General features: G+C 72.3%; 12 protein-coding genes. 9 read left to right on the top strand and 3 right to left on the bottom strand.

Annotated elements, in window-relative coordinates:
* Positions 1-179 precede the first annotated feature (179 nt).
* The 3 genes from ACIF80_RS01300 to nudC all read left to right on the top strand — a co-directional run bounded on the left by ACIF80_RS01300 (position 180) and on the right by nudC (position 6,435).
* Positions 180-3,914, top strand: coding sequence for a UvrD-helicase domain-containing protein (locus tag ACIF80_RS01300; protein WP_399797849.1), 3,735 nt, complete (start codon positions 180-182; stop codon positions 3,912-3,914).
* A 10-nt stretch (positions 3,915-3,924) separates the two neighbouring features.
* Positions 3,925-5,337 carry a dipeptidase gene (locus ACIF80_RS01295; protein ID WP_399797847.1) on the top strand — a complete coding sequence of 471 codons (1,413 nt, stop codon included), beginning with the start codon at positions 3,925-3,927 and terminating at the stop codon, positions 5,335-5,337.
* 141 nt (positions 5,338-5,478) lie between these two features.
* Entirely contained in the window at positions 5,479-6,435 is a 957-nt protein-coding gene (gene nudC / locus ACIF80_RS01290) for an NAD(+) diphosphatase (protein WP_399797844.1), read from the top strand.
* Positions 6,436-6,593: 158 nt separating this feature from the next.
* Here nudC and ACIF80_RS01285 read toward each other — a convergent pair whose 3' ends face one another.
* Positions 6,594-6,836, bottom strand: coding sequence for a mycoredoxin (locus ACIF80_RS01285; RefSeq protein WP_055573147.1), 243 nt, complete (start codon positions 6,834-6,836; stop codon positions 6,594-6,596).
* A 153-nt stretch (positions 6,837-6,989) separates the two neighbouring features.
* On the opposite strand from ACIF80_RS01285, the gene ACIF80_RS01280 reads away from it, so the two are divergent.
* The 4 genes from ACIF80_RS01280 to ACIF80_RS01265 all read left to right on the top strand — a co-directional run bounded on the left by ACIF80_RS01280 (position 6,990) and on the right by ACIF80_RS01265 (position 10,631).
* The gene (locus ACIF80_RS01280) at positions 6,990-9,287 is read left to right on the top strand and encodes an ATP-dependent DNA helicase UvrD2 (RefSeq protein ID WP_399797840.1); all 2,298 of its coding nucleotides are present in this window, start codon (positions 6,990-6,992) and stop codon (positions 9,285-9,287) included.
* Positions 9,288-9,452: 165 nt separating this feature from the next.
* Positions 9,453-9,770 (top strand): hypothetical protein, encoded by a 318-nt coding sequence (locus tag ACIF80_RS01275; protein ID WP_399797839.1) that lies wholly within the window; start codon positions 9,453-9,455, stop codon positions 9,768-9,770.
* 172 nt (positions 9,771-9,942) lie between these two features.
* Positions 9,943-10,311, top strand: coding sequence for a WhiB family transcriptional regulator (locus tag ACIF80_RS01270; RefSeq protein ID WP_381366596.1), 369 nt, complete (start codon positions 9,943-9,945; stop codon positions 10,309-10,311).
* Entirely contained in the window at positions 10,308-10,631 is a 324-nt protein-coding gene (locus ACIF80_RS01265) for a hypothetical protein (RefSeq protein ID WP_399797835.1), read from the top strand. The genes ACIF80_RS01270 and ACIF80_RS01265 overlap by 4 nt, the downstream gene beginning before the upstream one ends.
* A gap of 347 nt (positions 10,632-10,978) precedes the next feature.
* Here the strand turns inward: ACIF80_RS01265 and ACIF80_RS01260 are convergent, their stop codons facing one another.
* Both ACIF80_RS01260 and ACIF80_RS01255 read right to left on the bottom strand, forming a co-directional pair.
* A complete protein-coding gene (locus tag ACIF80_RS01260; RefSeq protein WP_399797832.1) occupies positions 10,979-12,571 on the bottom strand; it encodes an AarF/UbiB family protein in 1,593 nt (530 codons plus the stop codon).
* Entirely contained in the window at positions 12,564-13,790 is a 1,227-nt protein-coding gene (locus tag ACIF80_RS01255; protein ID WP_399797830.1) for a TOMM precursor leader peptide-binding protein, read from the bottom strand. The genes ACIF80_RS01260 and ACIF80_RS01255 overlap by 8 nt, the downstream gene beginning before the upstream one ends.
* A 232-nt stretch (positions 13,791-14,022) precedes the next feature.
* Here ACIF80_RS01255 and ACIF80_RS01250 point away from each other — a divergent pair, with 232 nt between their 5' ends.
* Positions 14,023-14,619 (top strand): M48 family metallopeptidase, encoded by a 597-nt coding sequence (locus tag ACIF80_RS01250; protein ID WP_399797827.1) that lies wholly within the window; start codon positions 14,023-14,025, stop codon positions 14,617-14,619.
* Positions 14,620-14,755: 136 nt separating this feature from the next.
* Complete coding sequence (locus ACIF80_RS01245; protein WP_399797825.1) at positions 14,756-16,540, top strand: TerD family protein; 1,785 nt, start codon at positions 14,756-14,758, stop codon at positions 16,538-16,540.
* Positions 16,541-16,549 lie beyond the last annotated feature (9 nt).

The following is a 16,549-nucleotide window of genomic DNA, read 5'->3' as shown; positions in this document are numbered from 1 at the left end:
CACGCGACCTGACGGGGTGCACGACCTGGTGACGCACACGACCTGACCGGGGCATACGACCTGATGCGGCGCGCCGACGACCGGCGTGACGCATCGCACCACCCGCGCCGACCTGCGGTTCTCCGGCCGGCGAGGGGCGGTACGGCCTTTTTGTCAGCGGCCGCCGCTAGCCTCTGCATGTGCATGCACGCATCAGCGATCCCGAGCAGCTCAAGGAGCTCCTCGGGATCCCTTTCACTCCCGAGCAGACGGCCTGCATCATCGCGCCGCCCGCTCCTCAGGTGATCGTGGCCGGAGCGGGCTCCGGCAAGACGACCGTGATGGCGGCACGCGTGGTGTGGCTGGTCGGCACCGGCCAGGTCGCCCCGGAGCAGGTGCTCGGCCTCACCTTCACCAACAAGGCCGCCGGTGAACTCGCCGAACGCGTCCGCAAGGCACTGATCAAGGCAGGCGTCACCGATCCGGACACCATCGACCCGGACAACCCGCCGGGCGAACCGGTGATCTCCACCTACCACGCCTTCGCGGGCCGCCTCCTGACCGACCACGGGCTGCGCATCGGCCTCGAACCGACCTCCCGCCTCCTCGCCGACGCCACCCGCTACCAGCTCGCCGCGCGGGTGCTGCGCGAGGCCCCCGGCCCCTACCCCGCCCTCACCCGTTCCTTCGCCGACCTGGTCGGCGACCTCCTCACCCTCGACGGCGAACTCTCCGAGCACCTCGTACGGCCCGAGGACCTGCGCGGCCACGACACCGAACTGCTGCGCACCCTGGAGCACACCAAGCTCACCAACGCGGACCTGCGCAAAGTGCCCGAAGCGGCCGCCGCGCGGCGCGAACTCGCCGACCTCGTCCTGCGCTACCGGGCCGCCAAACGCGAACGCGACCTGCTCGACTTCGGCGACCAGATCGCCCTCTCGGCCCGGCTCGCCCGGAACCCCGAGGTGGGCCGCATCCTGCGCGACGAGTTCCGGGTGGTCCTCCTCGACGAGTACCAGGACACCTCGGTCGCCCAGCGGGTCCTCCTCGCCGGCCTGTTCGGCGGCGGCACCGGCCACCCGGTCACCGCCGTCGGCGACCCCTGCCAGGCGATCTACGGCTGGCGCGGCGCCTCCGTCGCGAACCTCGACGACTTCCCCGAACACTTCGCCCGGGACGACGGCGGTCCCGCCACCCGCCAGTCGCTCAGCGAGAACCGCCGCAGCGGCGGCCGCCTGCTGGACCTCGCCAACGGCCTCGCCGAGCCCCTGCGGGCCATGCACGCGGGCGTGGAGGCCCTCCGTCCGGCCCCGGGAGCCGAGCGGGACGGCACCGTCCGCTGCGCCCTGCTGCCCACCCACGCCGAGGAACTCGACTGGATGGCCGACTCCATCGCCCACCTCGTACGCACCGGCAAGGAGCCCGGCGAGATCGCCGTCCTGTGCCGCACAGCGACCGACTTCGCCGAGATCCAGGGCGCCCTCGTCGCCCGGGACGTACCCGTCGAGGTCGTCGGTCTGTCCGGGCTGCTGCACCTGCCCGAGATCGCCGACCTGGTCGCCGTCTGCGAGGTCCTCCAGGACCCCGGTGCCAACGCCTCGCTCGTCCGTCTGCTGACCGGCCCCCGCTGGCGCATCGGCCCGCGCGACCTCGCCCTCCTCGGCCGCCGCGCGCGCCTGCTCGTGTCCCACGCGCGCGTGGACGGCGAGGACGACCCCGACCGCCGCCTCGCCGAAGCCGTCGAGGGCATCGACCCGTCCGAGGTGATCTCGCTCGCCGACGCCCTCGACACGTTCCTGGAGACCCCGCTGGACGGCCACGGGGACGACGACGGGCTGCCCTTCTCGCCGGACGCGCGCGTGCGGTTCGCCCGGCTGGCCGCCGAACTGCGCGACCTGCGCCGCTCCCTGGCCGACCCGCTGATGGACGTCCTGCACCGCGTCCTCGCCGTCACCGGCCTGGAGATCGAACTGTCGGCGTCCCCGCACGCCCTGGCCGCCCGTCGCCGCGAGACCCTCTCCAACTTCCTCGACATCGCCGCCTCCTTCGCCACCGGGGACGCCGAGGCCGGCCTGCTCGCCTTCCTCGGCTTCCTGCGCACCGCCGCCCAGTACGAGAAGGGCCTCGACAACGCGCTGCCCGGCGGCGAGAACACCGTCAAGGTGCTCACCGCGCACAAGTCCAAAGGCCTGGAGTGGGACGTCGTGGTCGTCCCCGGACTGGTCACCGGCACCTTCCCCAGCGGCCAGGGCCGCGAGAAGTGGACCGCGCAGGGCAAGGTCCTGCCGCACGGACTGCGGGGCGACGCCGATACCCTGCCCGACATCGAATCCTGGGACTCCCGGGGCCTGAAGGCCTTCCACGAGGCGATGAAGGACCACCAGCACACCGAGGAGCTCCGCCTCGGCTACGTCACCTTCACCCGCCCCCGCTCGCTGCTGCTCGGCTCCGGCCACTGGTGGGGGCCCTCCCAGAAGAAGCCGCGCGGGCCGTCCGCGTTCCTCCAGGCCCTCCACGACCACTGCGCCGCCGGGTACGGCGAGATCGAGGCATGGGCGGACGAGCCCGCCGAGGACGACGAGAACCCCGCCCTGCAGCGGGCCACCCAGGACCAGGTGTGGCCCCTCCCGCTGGACGACGACGCCCTCGCCCGCCGCCGTGCCGCTGCCGACACCGTCCTGGCCCACCTCGAGAGCCTCGCCGGCCACCCCGACGATCCTCCCCCGGCCGTACACGCCGCGGACGCGTACGGCGACCCGGACTGGCCCCTGCCCCCGGACGACGAGGACCTCCCGCCCGACGACGTCGGCCCCTTCGACGACGACGCCTCCGGCGAGGGCGACTGGGACTCCTGGACCGCCGACCGCCCCACCGACGGTCTTCCGGCCGTCCCTTCTGCCGACCTCCACCCCGACGACCGTCACCCCGCGGACCGCCGCCCCGCCATCCCGCACCAAGCGACGGCCCCGGAGCCCACCGGTCGCCCCGGCGTTCCGGAGCCCACCGGTCGCCCCGGCGCTCCGGAACCGGCCCGGCACGCGGACCCCGCGACTCCGGAGCCCGCCGTCCCCGAGCTCTTGACGGAGCCCGCCACGCCCCGCCTCACGCCGGAGGAGGCCCGTACCGTCGCCTCCTGGGACCGCGACCTCGACGCCCTCACCGGCGAACTGCTGCGCGCCCGTGACGGCGTCACCCAGGTCCTGCTGCCCCCGTCGCTCACCGCGTCCCAGCTGCTGCGGCTGGCCGCGGACCCGGACGGCTTCGCGCGGGAGCTGGCCCGCCCCATGCCCCGCCCGCCGCAGCCGGCCGCCCGCCGCGGCACCCGCTTCCACGCCTGGGTCGAGGCCCGTTTCGAGGAACTGACCCTGCCCCTGCTCGAACCGGACGACCTCCCCGGCAGTGAGGCCGAGATCGCCGACGAGCAGGACCTCGCCGTTCTCAAGGAGGCCTTCGAGCGCACCGCGTACGCGCACCGCACGCCCTACCGCGTGGAGGCCCCCTTCCAACTGGAGATCGCCGGCCGGGTCGTCCGCGGCCGCATCGACGCCGTCTACCGGCAGGACGGCAGCGATGCGGGCGGGACCAGGACCGGGGCCGGGACCGGGACCGGGGACAGCGACGGCGACGGCGACGGCGACAGTGCCGGAGACAGGAGCGGCGCCGCCGCCGGTGCCGGGACGACGTACGAGATCGTCGACTGGAAGACCGGCCGCGGCCGCACCGCCGACCCGCTCCAGCTCGCCGTCTACCGGCTCGCCTGGGCCGAGCAGCAGGGCGTTCCCCTGGAGTCGGTCGGCGCCGCCTTCCTGTACGTACGCACCGGCGAGGTCGTACGCCCCGAGGCGCTGCCGGACCGCGCGGCCATCGAACGGCTGCTGCTGGAAGAACCGTCCGGTGAGATACCGCACTCCGAGGACACCCCCGCGGGCCGATAGGCTCGAGTCCATGAGCCAGCCCGTTGACAGTGCCGTCAGCGCCGTCCGTACGTACATCGGGCAGCACCGCGCCGCCTTCCTCGACGACCTCACCGAGTGGCTGCGCATCCCCTCGGTGTCGGCCCAGCCCGAGCACGCACCCGACGTGCGCCGCAGCGCCGACTGGCTGGCCGCCGCACTCACCGCGACCGGCTTCCCGGCCGTCGAGGTCTGGCCGACCCCGGGCGCCCCCGCCGTGTACGCCGAATGGCCCTCCTCGGACCCCGGGGCGCCCACCGTCCTGGTCTACGGCCACCACGACGTGCAGCCCGCCGCCCGAGAGGACGGCTGGCACAGCGAGCCCTTCGAACCCCTCGTCCGGGACAACCGGATGTACGCGCGCGGAGCGGCCGACGACAAGGGCCAGGTGTTCTTCCACACCCTCGGCGTCCGGGCCCACCTCGCCACGACCGGCCGTACCGCCCCCGCCGTGCACCTGAAGCTGCTGATCGAGGGCGAGGAGGAATCCGGTTCGCCCCACTTCCGGACCCTCGTCGAGCGGCACGCGGACCGGCTCGCCGCCGACGTGGTGATCGTCTCCGACACCGGGATGTGGTCCGAGGACACCCCCACCGTGTGCACCGGCATGCGCGGCCTCGCCGAGTGCGAGATCCGGCTGCACGGCCCGGACCAGGACATCCACTCCGGTTCCTTCGGCGGCGCGGTGCCTAACCCGGCCACCGTCGTCGCCCGCCTGGTCGCCGCGCTGCACGACGAGCACGCGCGCGTGACGATCCCCGGCTTCTACGACGACGTCGTCGAGCTCACCGACCGCGAACGCGAGCTCTTCGCCGAGCTGCCCTTCGACGAACGGGAGTGGCTGCGCGCCGCCTCCTCCCACGCCACCGGCGGCGAGGCCGGGTACAGCACCCTGGAGCGCGTCTGGGCCCGTCCCACCGCGGAGGTCAACGGCATCGGCGGCGGCTACCAGGGCCCCGGCAGCAAGACGATCATCCCGTCCTCCGCCATGGTCAAACTGTCCTTCCGGCTGGTCGCGGGACAGGACCCCGACCACATCGAGAAGGCCGTCCGCGACTGGGTGGCCGGGCGGATTCCCGACGGCGTCCGGTACGAGATCGCCTTCAGCCCCGCCACCCGCCCGTGCCTGACCCCGCTGGACCACCCTGCCCTCAAGTCCGTGGCCCGTGCCATGGGCCGCGCCTTCGGCACACCCGTCCGCTTCACGCGCGAGGGCGGTTCCGGACCGGCCGCCGACCTCCAGGACGTGCTCGGCGCCCCCGTGCTCTTCCTCGGCATCTCCGTCCCGTCCGACGGATGGCACGCCCCCGACGAGAAGGTCGAACTGGACCTGCTCCTCAAGGGCGCCGAGGCCTCCGCACACCTCTGGGACGACCTCGCCGAGCACTGGCGGCGCGTGCCCTGAACGCTCTCGGGCCGTCCGACCCGGGCCGCCCGCGCGGGGCACACTGGAAGCACCCCGCCGCGCGCGCCGCCGGGCCCGGTCGTCTCCCGCCCGTACGACCCGCCGAACCGACCGCCGATCCCACCCGTTTCACCGGGGGAGTTGGAAGCACCCGTGACCACCTGGACCGACCACACCGCCGACCGTCCCGTCTCGCTCACCGCCCCGAGCGGCATCAACCGCGCCGCCCACCACCGGCTCGACGAAGCATGGCTCGCGGCGGCCTGGAGCCACCCTTCGACGCGCTGCTTCGTGGTCTCCGGCGGCCAGGTCCTCATCGACGAGACGGCCGACGGCCGCACCGAACTCGTCATGACGCCCTCCTTCGAGGCGCCGCTCACCGAAGCACACCGCTATTTCCTGGGCACCGACGAGGACGGCGTCAGCTACTTCGCGCTGCAGAAGGACGCCCTGCCGGGCCGGATGGACGACTCCGCCCGCCCGGCCGGCCTGCGTGAGGCGGGCCTGCTCCTGTCGTCCCGCGACGCGGGCCTGATGGTGCACGCGGTCGCCCTGGAGAACTGGCAACGGCTGCACCGCTTCTGCTCCCGCTGCGGCGAGCGCACCGTCATCGCCGCGGCCGGCCACATCCGCCGCTGCCCGGCCTGCGGCGCCGAGCACTACCCGCGCACCGACCCCGCGGTGATCATGTCCGTGGTCGACGACCAGGACCGCATCCTGCTCGGCCGCCAGGTCCACTGGCCCGAGGGCCGCTTCTCGACGCTCGCCGGCTTCGTCGAGCCGGGGGAGTCCATCGAGCAGTCGGTGCGCCGCGAGGTCCACGAGGAGGTCGGCATCAGCGTCGGCGAGGTCGAGTACGTCGCCAGTCAGCCCTGGCCGTTCCCCTCCAGCCTCATGCTGGGCTTCGTCGCCCGCGCCACCTCGACCGGGATCGAGGTCGACGGCGACGAGATCCACGAGGCCCGCTGGTTCTCCCGGGACCAGCTGGGGGCCGCCTTCGAGTCCGGCGAGGTGCTCCCGCCCTACGGCATCTCGATCGCGGCCCGTCTGATCGAGCGCTGGTACGGCAAGCCCCTCCCGACCCGCACCGCCTTCTGACCCGCACCGCCTTCCGACCCGCGGTGCTTTCCGACCCGCACCGCCTTTTGTCCCGCGGTGCGCGCTGTACAGCGACAGAGCGGGGCGGGCGTCCCACGACCAGGCCTTGACAGGCCCTCGGTCAGGAACGCCCACCCCGCTCCGGGTGAACCGCCCGCTCAGACGCCGATCTTCTGCTTCACCTGCGCCAACGACGGGTTGGTGAGCGTCGAGCCGTCCTCGAAGAGCACGGTGGGGACCGTCTGGTTCCCGCCGTTCGCCTTCTCCACGAAGGCCGCGGAGTCCGGGTCCTGCTCGATGTTGATCTCGGTGTACGCGATGCCCTCGCGGTCCATCTGACCCTTCAGACGGCGGCAGTATCCGCACCACGTGGTGCTGTACATCGTCACAGTGCCCGGCATGTCTCTCGTGCTCCTTCGGCGACTCGGGGAAGTCCTCGCTGAGGAGGAACGTACTTGAAAGCGCCACCATTCCCAGGGCCGTGGCCTGCCCTACCTGCGTGACGTGAACTCCGCCCCGCCTGCGTGACGTGATGCCCACCGCACGAGGACGTGATGCCCGCCGCATTGGTACGACTGCGAGGGCACGCCTGTGGACAACCGGCTCAGCCGTCTCCGGCGACCTGGCAGCATGGCTGTGTGACAGCAGCAACGCACTCCCCTCTCTTCCCGCGGGTACCGGACTCGGCCGACGCGGTGCTCGAAGGGCTCGACCCCGAGCAGCGCGAGGTCGCCACCGCCCTGCACGGCCCGGTGTGTGTGCTGGCGGGCGCCGGTACCGGCAAAACCAGGGCGATCACCCACCGGATCGCCTACGGGGTACGCGCCGGGATCCTCCAGCCCTCCAGCGTGCTCGCCGTCACCTTCACCAACCGCGCCGCCGGGGAGATGCGCGGGCGGCTGCGCCAGCTCGGCGCCACAGGGGTCCAGGCCCGCACCTTCCACTCGGCGGCGCTCCGCCAGCTCCAGTACTTCTGGCCGAAAGCGGTCGGTGGCTCCCTGCCCCGGCTGGTCGACCGCAAGATCCAGCTCGTCGCCGACGCGGCCGCCGCCTGCCGCATCCGGCTCGACCGGGGCGAGCTGCGGGACGTCACCGCCGAGATCGAGTGGTCCAAGGTCACCCAGACGGTTCCGGCCGACTACCCGCCCGCCGTCGCCAAGGCCGCGCGTGAGGCGCCCCGCGACCCCGCCGAGATCGCCCAGCTCTACGCCGCCTACGAGGACCTCAAGCGGGAGCGGGGGGTCATCGACTTCGAGGACGTGCTGCTGCTCACCGTGGCCGTGCTCCAGGACCGCCAGGACATCGCGGAACAGGTCCGCGCCCAGTACCAGCACTTCGTCGTCGACGAGTACCAGGACGTCAGCCCGCTCCAGCAGCGGCTGCTGGAGCTCTGGCTCGGCGACCGGGAGAGCCTGTGCGTGGTCGGCGACGCCAGCCAGACGATCTACTCGTTCACGGGGGCGACGCCCGACCACCTCCTCGACTTCCGTACCAAGCACCCCGGTGCCACCGTCGTGAAACTGGTCCGCGACTACCGCTCGACCCCCCAGGTGGTCCGCCTCGCCAACGGGCTGCTCGCCCAGGCGCACGGCCGTGCCGCCGATCACCGGCTGGAACTCGTCTCCCAGCGCGGCCCGGGGCCCGACCCCGTCTTCACCGAGTACACCGACGAGCCCGCGGAGGCCGAGGGCGCCGCGCGCCGGATCGGCGAACTGATCGGCGCCGGTGTCCGGGCCAGTGAGATCGCCGTGCTGTTCCGCACGAACTCCCAGTCCGAGACCTACGAGCAGGCCCTCGCGGACGCCGGAGTGCCGTACCAGCTGCGGGGCGCCGAGCGCTTCTTCGACCGTCCGGAGGTGCGCAAGGCGGGCAGCGCCCTGCGCGCGGCGGCCCGCTTCGGCGGCAACGACAGCCTCCTCGACGACGTGGTGGACCTGCCCTCCCAGGTACGTGCCGTGCTGTCGGGCGAAGGCTGGACGGCGCAGCCGCCGGCGGGCTCGGGGGCGGTGCGGGAGCGCTGGGAGTCCCTGGCCGCTCTGGTGAACCTCGCCCAGGACTTCACCGCCGCGAAGCCGGACGCCACCCTCGCCGATCTCGTCGCCGAACTCGACGAGCGGGCAGGCGCCCAGCACGCCCCGACCGTGCAGGGCGTCACGCTCGCGTCGCTGCACTCGGCCAAGGGCCTGGAGTGGGACGTGGTCTTCCTGGTCGGTGTCGCCGAGGGCATGATGCCGATCACCTACGCGAAGACCGACGAACAGATCGAGGAGGAGCGCCGCCTCCTCTATGTGGGCGTCACCCGGGCACGGGAGCGTCTCCACGTCTCCTGGTCGCTCGCCCGCTCGCCCGGCGGACGGGCCAACCGCCGGCCCAGCCGTTTCCTCCACGGGCTGCGTTCCGGCTCGCCGGCCGGCCGCGGCGGCGCGGCCGGCAGCGGAGCCACGGGAGGTGTGGAGCGTGGTGTGCCCGGGAGGGCGACCGCCGTCTCCGTGGCCCCGGAACCGAGACGCAGACAGCGCAGCCCCGCCCGCTGCCGGGTCTGCGGCCGCACGCTGACGGACGCGGGCGAGATGAAGCTGATGCGCTGTGAGGACTGCCCCTCCGACATGGACGAGGGCGTCTACGAGCGGCTGCACGACTGGCGGGGCGAGCAGGCGCGGCGCAGTGGCCAGCCCGCCTTCTGCGTCTTCACCGACAAGACGCTGATGGCCATCGCCGAGGCCGTCCCCGAGGACCCGCCGGGGCTCGCCCGCATCCCAGGCGTGGGCAAGCGCAAGCTGGACCGCTACGGGGCCGACGTACTGGCGATCTGCGCAGGCGGGGACGGAGCGCAGGACAAAGATCAGGACTGATTCCAACTCGTCGAGAAAATAGTTTGCGCATGCCCCAGGAATCCCCATAGGTTCTTAGACACGAGAGCAGCGGCCTTCTCGAAGGCCCTGATTCCGTGTTGTACTTGCATATCCGTCGGACCGGCTGACCCCGGTCCCCCGATGCGCCGAGAGGAGGCGAGTCCTGTGATCAACATCAACACCAGCTCCGTCGTCAAAATGACCGATCGCTCGGCCGTCTCCCTGTGCATTCTCGGCGCCTCGAATCAGGGCACCGTTCTGTCCGGCATCCCTGCCGCACGTCCGGCGTCCTCCGTTGCTCCCGCGGGCCTCGTCGTCCGTGAGCGCGATGAGCGACCGATCAAGGCACTGGAAGCGGTAGAGGCACAGGCGAAGGCCTATGCCTTTGCGGCGGCCGGTGCCGGATTCCGGAAGCAGACGACGCAGCACCACCACCTGATGTGGGCCTTCCGTGGGCCAGAACCCTGGAGTGATCCAGCCTGATTCGATCAGGCCGGCGCCTTCAGGGCCGCGGAACCCCATCCGGGATCCGCGGCCCTTCTGTTTGTCCCCGAACAGGGACGACGGACCGAAGCGCCTCGGGACAGGACAAGAACCCGGTACCAGCCGCCACCCGGCCCACCGGCCGGAAACGACCAGACGAGGAAGACGAACCGTGCAACTCGAAGCGCACGCCCCGTCCGTACCGCCTTCCGACACGATCCCCAAGCCCGGCTCCACGGAGGACCCGACCTTGACTCCGCTCACCGCGCTCACCGCGCTCGACGACGCCATCGAGAACCTCGGCGTACCCGTCCCCTGCCGTTCCTACGACCCGGAGGTCTTCTTCGCCGAGTCGCCGGCGGACGTCGAGTACGCCAAGTCCCTCTGCCGCACCTGCCCGCTGATGGAGGCCTGCCTCGCCGGCGCCAAGGAGCGGCGTGAGCCGTGGGGCGTCTGGGGCGGCGAGCTGTTCGTCCAGGGCGTCGTTGTCGCCCGGAAGCGGCCGCGTGGCCGTCCGCGGAAGAACCCGGTCATGGCATGAACACCCCAGGAACGATCGACCGCCCCCTCACGCACGACCCCCAGAAGCAGGCCCCGATGATGCCGACCGCCGACGAGCCCGCAGGCTCCGCGACCGAAGACTTCACCACCCGTGGTGCGAACGACTCGCGCCAGAACAGGACCCGTGAGATGCAACTCATTCCAGAAGCCCTGGCCCGTGCGCATATGCGCGAGCGCCTGCACGAGGCCGAGCAGGAGCGCCGGGCGGCACGCCTGGTGACCGCTCGCCGGATGCAGCGCCGCGCCGAGCGCGCCTCCCAGCGTGCCCGCCGCGCCCTGGCCATGGCCGTCATGCAGTAACCGACCGATCCAACCGATCGAGCCGATTCGACCTTCGAGTCGACCCAGCTCGTCATGGCTCTCCCCGCGGGGGCCGGTCCGTGCCGAACGGACCGGCCCCCGCGGTACGTTGCGCCGAGCGGGCCGTCCGGTACGGCGTTGTCGTCACCGGGTGACGAACCATTCCGCAGACGCAGACGCAGACGCAGACGCAGACGCAGACGCAGACGCAGACGCATACGGCCGCTCGGCTGCGGAACAGAGGCCCAAGTGTGCGCCCGCTGTGGTGCGTCCGCTGTGATGCGCCGGCCGAGGGCCCCCGGGCACGCAGTGGTGATGACAGCGGGCGCGATCCGGGTTGGTGTCTCTCACGCCTGCGCCGCCGATGCCTCCCCGGCCGGTTCGGCCGTCTCGTCCCCGGCGGCCACCTCCGCGGGCTTCCCCTCCGCAGCCTTCCTCGCCGCAGGCTTCCCCTTTGTGGGCTTCCGCTTGGCGGACTTCTGCTCGGCGGACCTCCGTTCGGCGGGTTTCGCCTTTGAGGGCTCCTTCACCGGGGTCTCGTCCACCGCCTGCCTCGGTACCAGCTTCCCTGCTCCCCCTGTTGTCGCTGCCCCCACTGCTTCCGCCTCTTCCGGGACGAACCCCGGCAGCCACTCCCGCAGTTCGTCACGCAGCCGTACTGTCCCGCCCAACTGGCACAGCACACCGATCGTGCTCAGGGTCACCCGGTGGATCAGCAGGTACGCCGGGGGGAGATTGAGCTGCTTGGCCAGCTGGTAGGCGGGGGAGCGGGGGTCGCCGATGCGGGCGGCCTGGCCGCGCATCCAGCCCCGGGTGAACGTGAACGCCTCGGCCTGCGCCGGTTCGATGATCGGCAGGAGGTACTCGAGGACCGCGTCGGGATCCAGCTCGATGGTCTCCCTGATGAACCCCTCCGCGCACAGCATCTCGTAGACGGCCTCCGCCTCGCCGTCCAGCGTCATCCGCAGTGCCTCGCCGATGGGAGCGGGCAGCCCGCCCGGCAGCCGGTCGACCGTGCCGAAGTCCAGCACACCCAGACGCCAGTCGTCCTCACCGTCCGGGCCGCCGGGCAGCAGACGGAAGTTGCCCGGATGCGGATCGGCGTGCAGCAGCCCGGTGAGGGCCGGCCCGGAGAACAGGAAACGGGCGAGGAGCTGACCTGCCCGGTCCCGCTGTTCCTCCGTACCGTCCGAGATGATCTCCGACAGCGGTACACCGTCCATCCACTCGGTGACCAGCACCTGCTCGCACTGGTGGACCACCGCCGGTACGACGACGTCGGGGTCGTCCGCGAACTCCTCGGCGTGGACCCGCTGGGCCTGGGCCTCCAGACCGTAGTCCAGCTCCTCCGCGACCCGGTCCCTGAGCTCCGCGATCAGAGGCTTGACGTCCATTCCGGGGACCAGCGGACCCAGCAGCCGGGCGAACCGGCTCAACTGGTTCAGGTCGGACAGCAAGGCCTCGCCGGCGCCCGGGTACTGCACCTTGACCGCCACCTCGCGGCCGTCGTGCCACACCCCGTGGTGCACCTGGCCGATCGAGGCCGCGGCGGACGGCTTGTCCTCGAACTCCAGGAACAGCTCGGGCCAGTCCTCGCCGAGCCGCTCCTCCAGCACCGCGTGCACGGTGCGGGTCGGCATCGGCGGGGCCGCCTCCTGGAGTTTCGTCAGCGCGGCACGGTAGGGCCCGGCGACCTCCTCCGGCAGGGCCGACTCGAAGACCGACAGGGCCTGGCCGAACTTCATCGCGCCGCCCTTGAGCTCGCCGAGCACCTTGAACAGCTGCTCCGCGGTGCGCTGCTGCAACTCGCGGCCGACGATCTCCGCGGACTCGCCCACGATCCGCTTGCCGAGCCCCCAGGTCGCCCGCCCGGCGAAGCCGAGCGGGAGCGCGGCCAGTTTGGCGGTCCTGGTGACCGCCTTCCGGGGAAGATCAGACATGAGCCCTCCAAGTCCCTGCCGGCCGCTCCGAGTCCGCCTGACGGCACAACTTCCTCGACGGCCCGTGCGTGGCCATTGTCCCGTGCGTCCGGCCGTGTTCGGAGGTGTGCTCCGACTCCGTCTCCGCCGCGTTCTGCTCCGCCGCTCCGCACGGACACCCGGGATGTGCCCCGACCGGCCGTGCATGCCAGTGCAGACCCGGGAGTGAAGCCTCCCAGCGGGCACCGGCACTGGACGGAACATGGCCGTCCAGGAAGGCGAGCGCATGGGCACCGGCCAGTCCGGCCACGGTCGCGGCCAGTGACAGATCACAGGCCCCCACCCGGCGCTGCCGCCCGGAACGCCACTGGGCGACCATACGCGGCCAGGTCGGATCCCGGTCGGTCCTGTCTTCCTGGAGGCAGCCCGCGCAGCCGGTCTCACCGGGCAGGACGAGCGGACCGACGACGCCGGTTCCCTCCACCACGCCGACGTAGAGGTGGGGTGTCCCCGAGGCCATCAAAGGCTCGGTCCCCGCCGGGTCCGGGGTGTGCACGGCGACGTCGTCCCGCGGAGCGACGATCACCAGGGAGAACCCGGGGGCGCTCTCTTCCGGCGGGGACTGAACGGTCCGGCGCGGCGACCGGTCCGGTGCGGCCCGGCGTACAACACGGCGGGCCGCCTCGTGCCTGCGGTCGCCGACGGCTTCCGGGGGCAGACCGCCCGGCGCGACGTCCCAGGGCTCGACCCGGCCGATGTCGCGTACGTCGACCTCACCCACCCCGGCCCCGGACAGCAGTGCCGCCAGCATCGAGCCCACCCGGCCCGCGCCCCTCACCTGCACCCGGGCTCCGCGGCGCGCCGCGAGCCGGCCGAGTGCGTCGCCCGGCGCGGAGGTGGTCAGGGTCAGCGAGGCCAGATCAGGGCGCAACCGGTCGAGGACCTCCCGCTTCTCGCGCAGGGCGTCGGCGGCCGGGCCGCCGCCCCGGGAGTCGTCGAGGAGCCCGGCCCGGGACAGCCGGGTCACGAGCCGGTCGACATGGCCGTCGGGCAGATCCATCCGCCGGCCCTCCTCGCGCAGACGGTCGAGCCCACGGGTGCCGTTCAGCAGATCGAGGAAGCTGCCCGTCGCCGTGTCCATCGGTCCCAGGGTCAACGCGTGCGCGGGTGTCATCCCGAACTGCACGGTGTTGAGGTCGCGCCAGCCGCGCCGGAGCGCCGGCTTCACCATCGGATGCATGTCGGGTCCCCCGTGTCTCCTTGAACGGCCGCCGTTCGAACGGCGGCCGTAGTACCGCCGCCCACTCGTGGGCCGGTCGACGAGTGCCAGCATGCCCGGATTTGAAGTGGCTTGCAGAAAGTTGTCCACAGGCAAGGCGATTGGTCATATAAATCCGGTGCATGGCGGGGGGATCGGTATCGAAGCGTCCCGGAGCCGGGACTTCCCCGTGTGCAGCGGGTAACGTCGGGGCGTGCCCGCCGACCCACTGCACAGCGCCCCACATCCTCAGCGCAGCACGACGAGTCAGCCGACGAGCGGCTCACGGGCGAGCGCGATCGAGGTCCGCAGGAGCGCCCGCCGGCGCAGAACGGTCTCCGCGTACCGCGAGGGCGATCGTACGGTGGTGCTCATTCCCGCCCGGATGTCCGAGGCGGAGGAGCAGCGCTGGGTGAACGTCATGCTCGACAAGCTGGCGGCCCAGGAGAGCAGGCGGGCACTCGGGGACACCGAGCTGGCCGAGCGCGCCGAGCGGCTGTCGGCCCAGTACTTCAACGGGCGGGCCCAGCCCCGCTCCGTACGCTGGGTGACCAACCAGAACACGCGCTGGGGTTCGTGCACGCCGTCCGAGGGCAGCATCCGCCTGTCGCACCGGCTGCAGGGCATGCCCGAGTACGTCGTCGACTACGTCCTCTGCCACGAACTGGCCCACCTGCTCGTGCCCGGACACGGGCCCCGCTTCTGGCGTCTGCTGGAGGCGTATCCGAAGACGGAACGGGCCCGGGGCTACCTCGAGGGAGTGGTCGCGGCCGAGCGGCTGCCCCACCCGCCGGGGACCCGCAACGAGTGAACGCCGCCCGACGTGAGGGCCCCGCAGAGGCGCCCGCGGGTTGTGTACCGGGTCTGTACCGACTTCATCGGATGTCCGGGTTTGCGGTTAGCCTGGCGCGACGCACTCGCATTCGGGATGGGGGACGGTCGTACGCATGGCCAGGGAATTCCAACGCGGCCACAAGGCCAGGATCAGTGACCTCACCGCGGGCACGGATCTGTACGTAGGCGTGCAGATCTCCGGCCCCGGGCTCACCTTCGACATCAGCTGCTTCGGTCTCGATGCCGATGAACGGCTCTCGGACGACCGGTACTTCATCTTCTTCAACCAGCCGAAGTCCCCCGAGGAGTCCCTTCAGCTGCTGGGCCCGCAGGCGGGCGACACGGAGTCCTTCCGCGTGACGTTGGAGAAGATTCCGCAGCAGATCAAGAAGCTGTCCTTCACGGCGACGCTCGACGGCGCCGGGCAGATGTCCCAGATCGGTCCCGGGTACATCCGCATCGTCGCGGGCGGCGAGGAAGTGGCCCGCTACCCCTTCAGCGGCTCGGAGTTCTCCACCGAGCGGGCGGTGATGCTGGGTGACTTCTACTTCAAGGACGTGTGGCGGTTCGCCGCCGTCGGACAGGGCTTCGACGGCGGGCTCGAAGCGCTGCTGAAGAACTTCGGCGGCGAGGTGGCCGAGGAGGAGCCCGCCGCCCCGCAGCAGCCGCAGCCGCAGGCGGGAGGCGCTGCCCCGGGCTTCGCCCCGCCCGCGTTCGGTGTTCCCGGCACCCCCGCGCCGGCTCCCACCCCCGTCCCCGCCCCGGCACCTGCTCCCGCACCGGCGCCTCAGCCCGCCGCGCAGGGGTTCGCCCCTCCCCCCGGCGCCACCCCGCCGCCCCCCGCGCCGTCGGTGCACGCCGCGCCGACGATCGTCGCGCCCCTGCACACTCCGCCCGGCGGTTCCCCGGTGCCGCCGCCGTCCCCGGCACCCGCCTTCGGCCAACCCGGTCAGCAGCCACCCGCACCGAGTGCTCCGCCGCCCCCGGGCTACGGCGCGCAGCCGCACGCACCGCACGTACCGCAGGCTCCCGCCCCGCCGCCCCCGGGTTACGGCGCGCAGCCGCACGCACCGCACGTACCGCAGGCCCCCGCCCCGCCGCCGGGTTACGGCCTGCCGACACCTCCGCCGGGCTACGGCCAGCAGCCGCCGTCCGGACAGATGCCTCCGGGGCAGATGCCGGGTCAGCAGTCCCCTTACGGGGTACCGCAGGGCGCGCCCCAGGGAGCGCCGCAGAGCCCGGGTGTGCTCGGCGCGCTCCAGATGTTCAAGGAGACGCCCACCGGACAGCGCTGGACCCAGCAGAACCCGAAGCTGGTCCGCGCCGACCTCGGCACGGGCGGACAGCCCGTGCTGGCCCGGCAGGGCAGCATGGTGCTCTACCAGGGCAAGGTCGACTTCAGTTACAAGGGCGCCGGGTTCAGCGGCCGGATCGTCGGCAACGCGACCGGCCAGGAGATGCAGCTGATGCGCTGCACGGGCCAGGGCCAGGTGTTCTTCGCCGAGGACGCCACGATGCTGCACCCGATCGAGCTCCAGGGAGACGCCGTGTGCGTCTCCGCCGAGAGCGTCCTCGCCTTCGACGAGAGCCTCCAATACGAGGTCCGCCGCATCGAGGGACACGGCATCCCCGGCGGCGCGCTGTTCACGATGCAGTTCCAGGGGACCGGCACCGTCGTCGTCAAGACGCACGGGGCGCCCGTGGTCCTGCCGGTGACACCCACCACGTTCGCCGACGCCAACGCCGTGGTCGCCTGGTCGGCCGCCTCCCAGGTGATCGTCTCCAGCCAGGTGCGGATGCGCCGCAACTCCTACCCCGGCGACACCGGGGAGAGCGTCAACCTCCAGTTCCGGGGCGCGCCCGGCAACTTCATCGTCGTCCAGCCGTACGAGATCTGAGGGAGCCCG

Origin of the sequence: Streptomyces sp. NPDC085927 (genome assembly GCF_044540975.1) — a bacterium.
Lineage (GTDB): Bacteria > Actinomycetota > Actinomycetes > Streptomycetales > Streptomycetaceae > Streptomyces > Streptomyces hirsutus.
The sequence above is the reverse complement of the archived record's forward strand: the minus strand, read 5'-3'. Positions and strand labels throughout refer to the sequence as shown.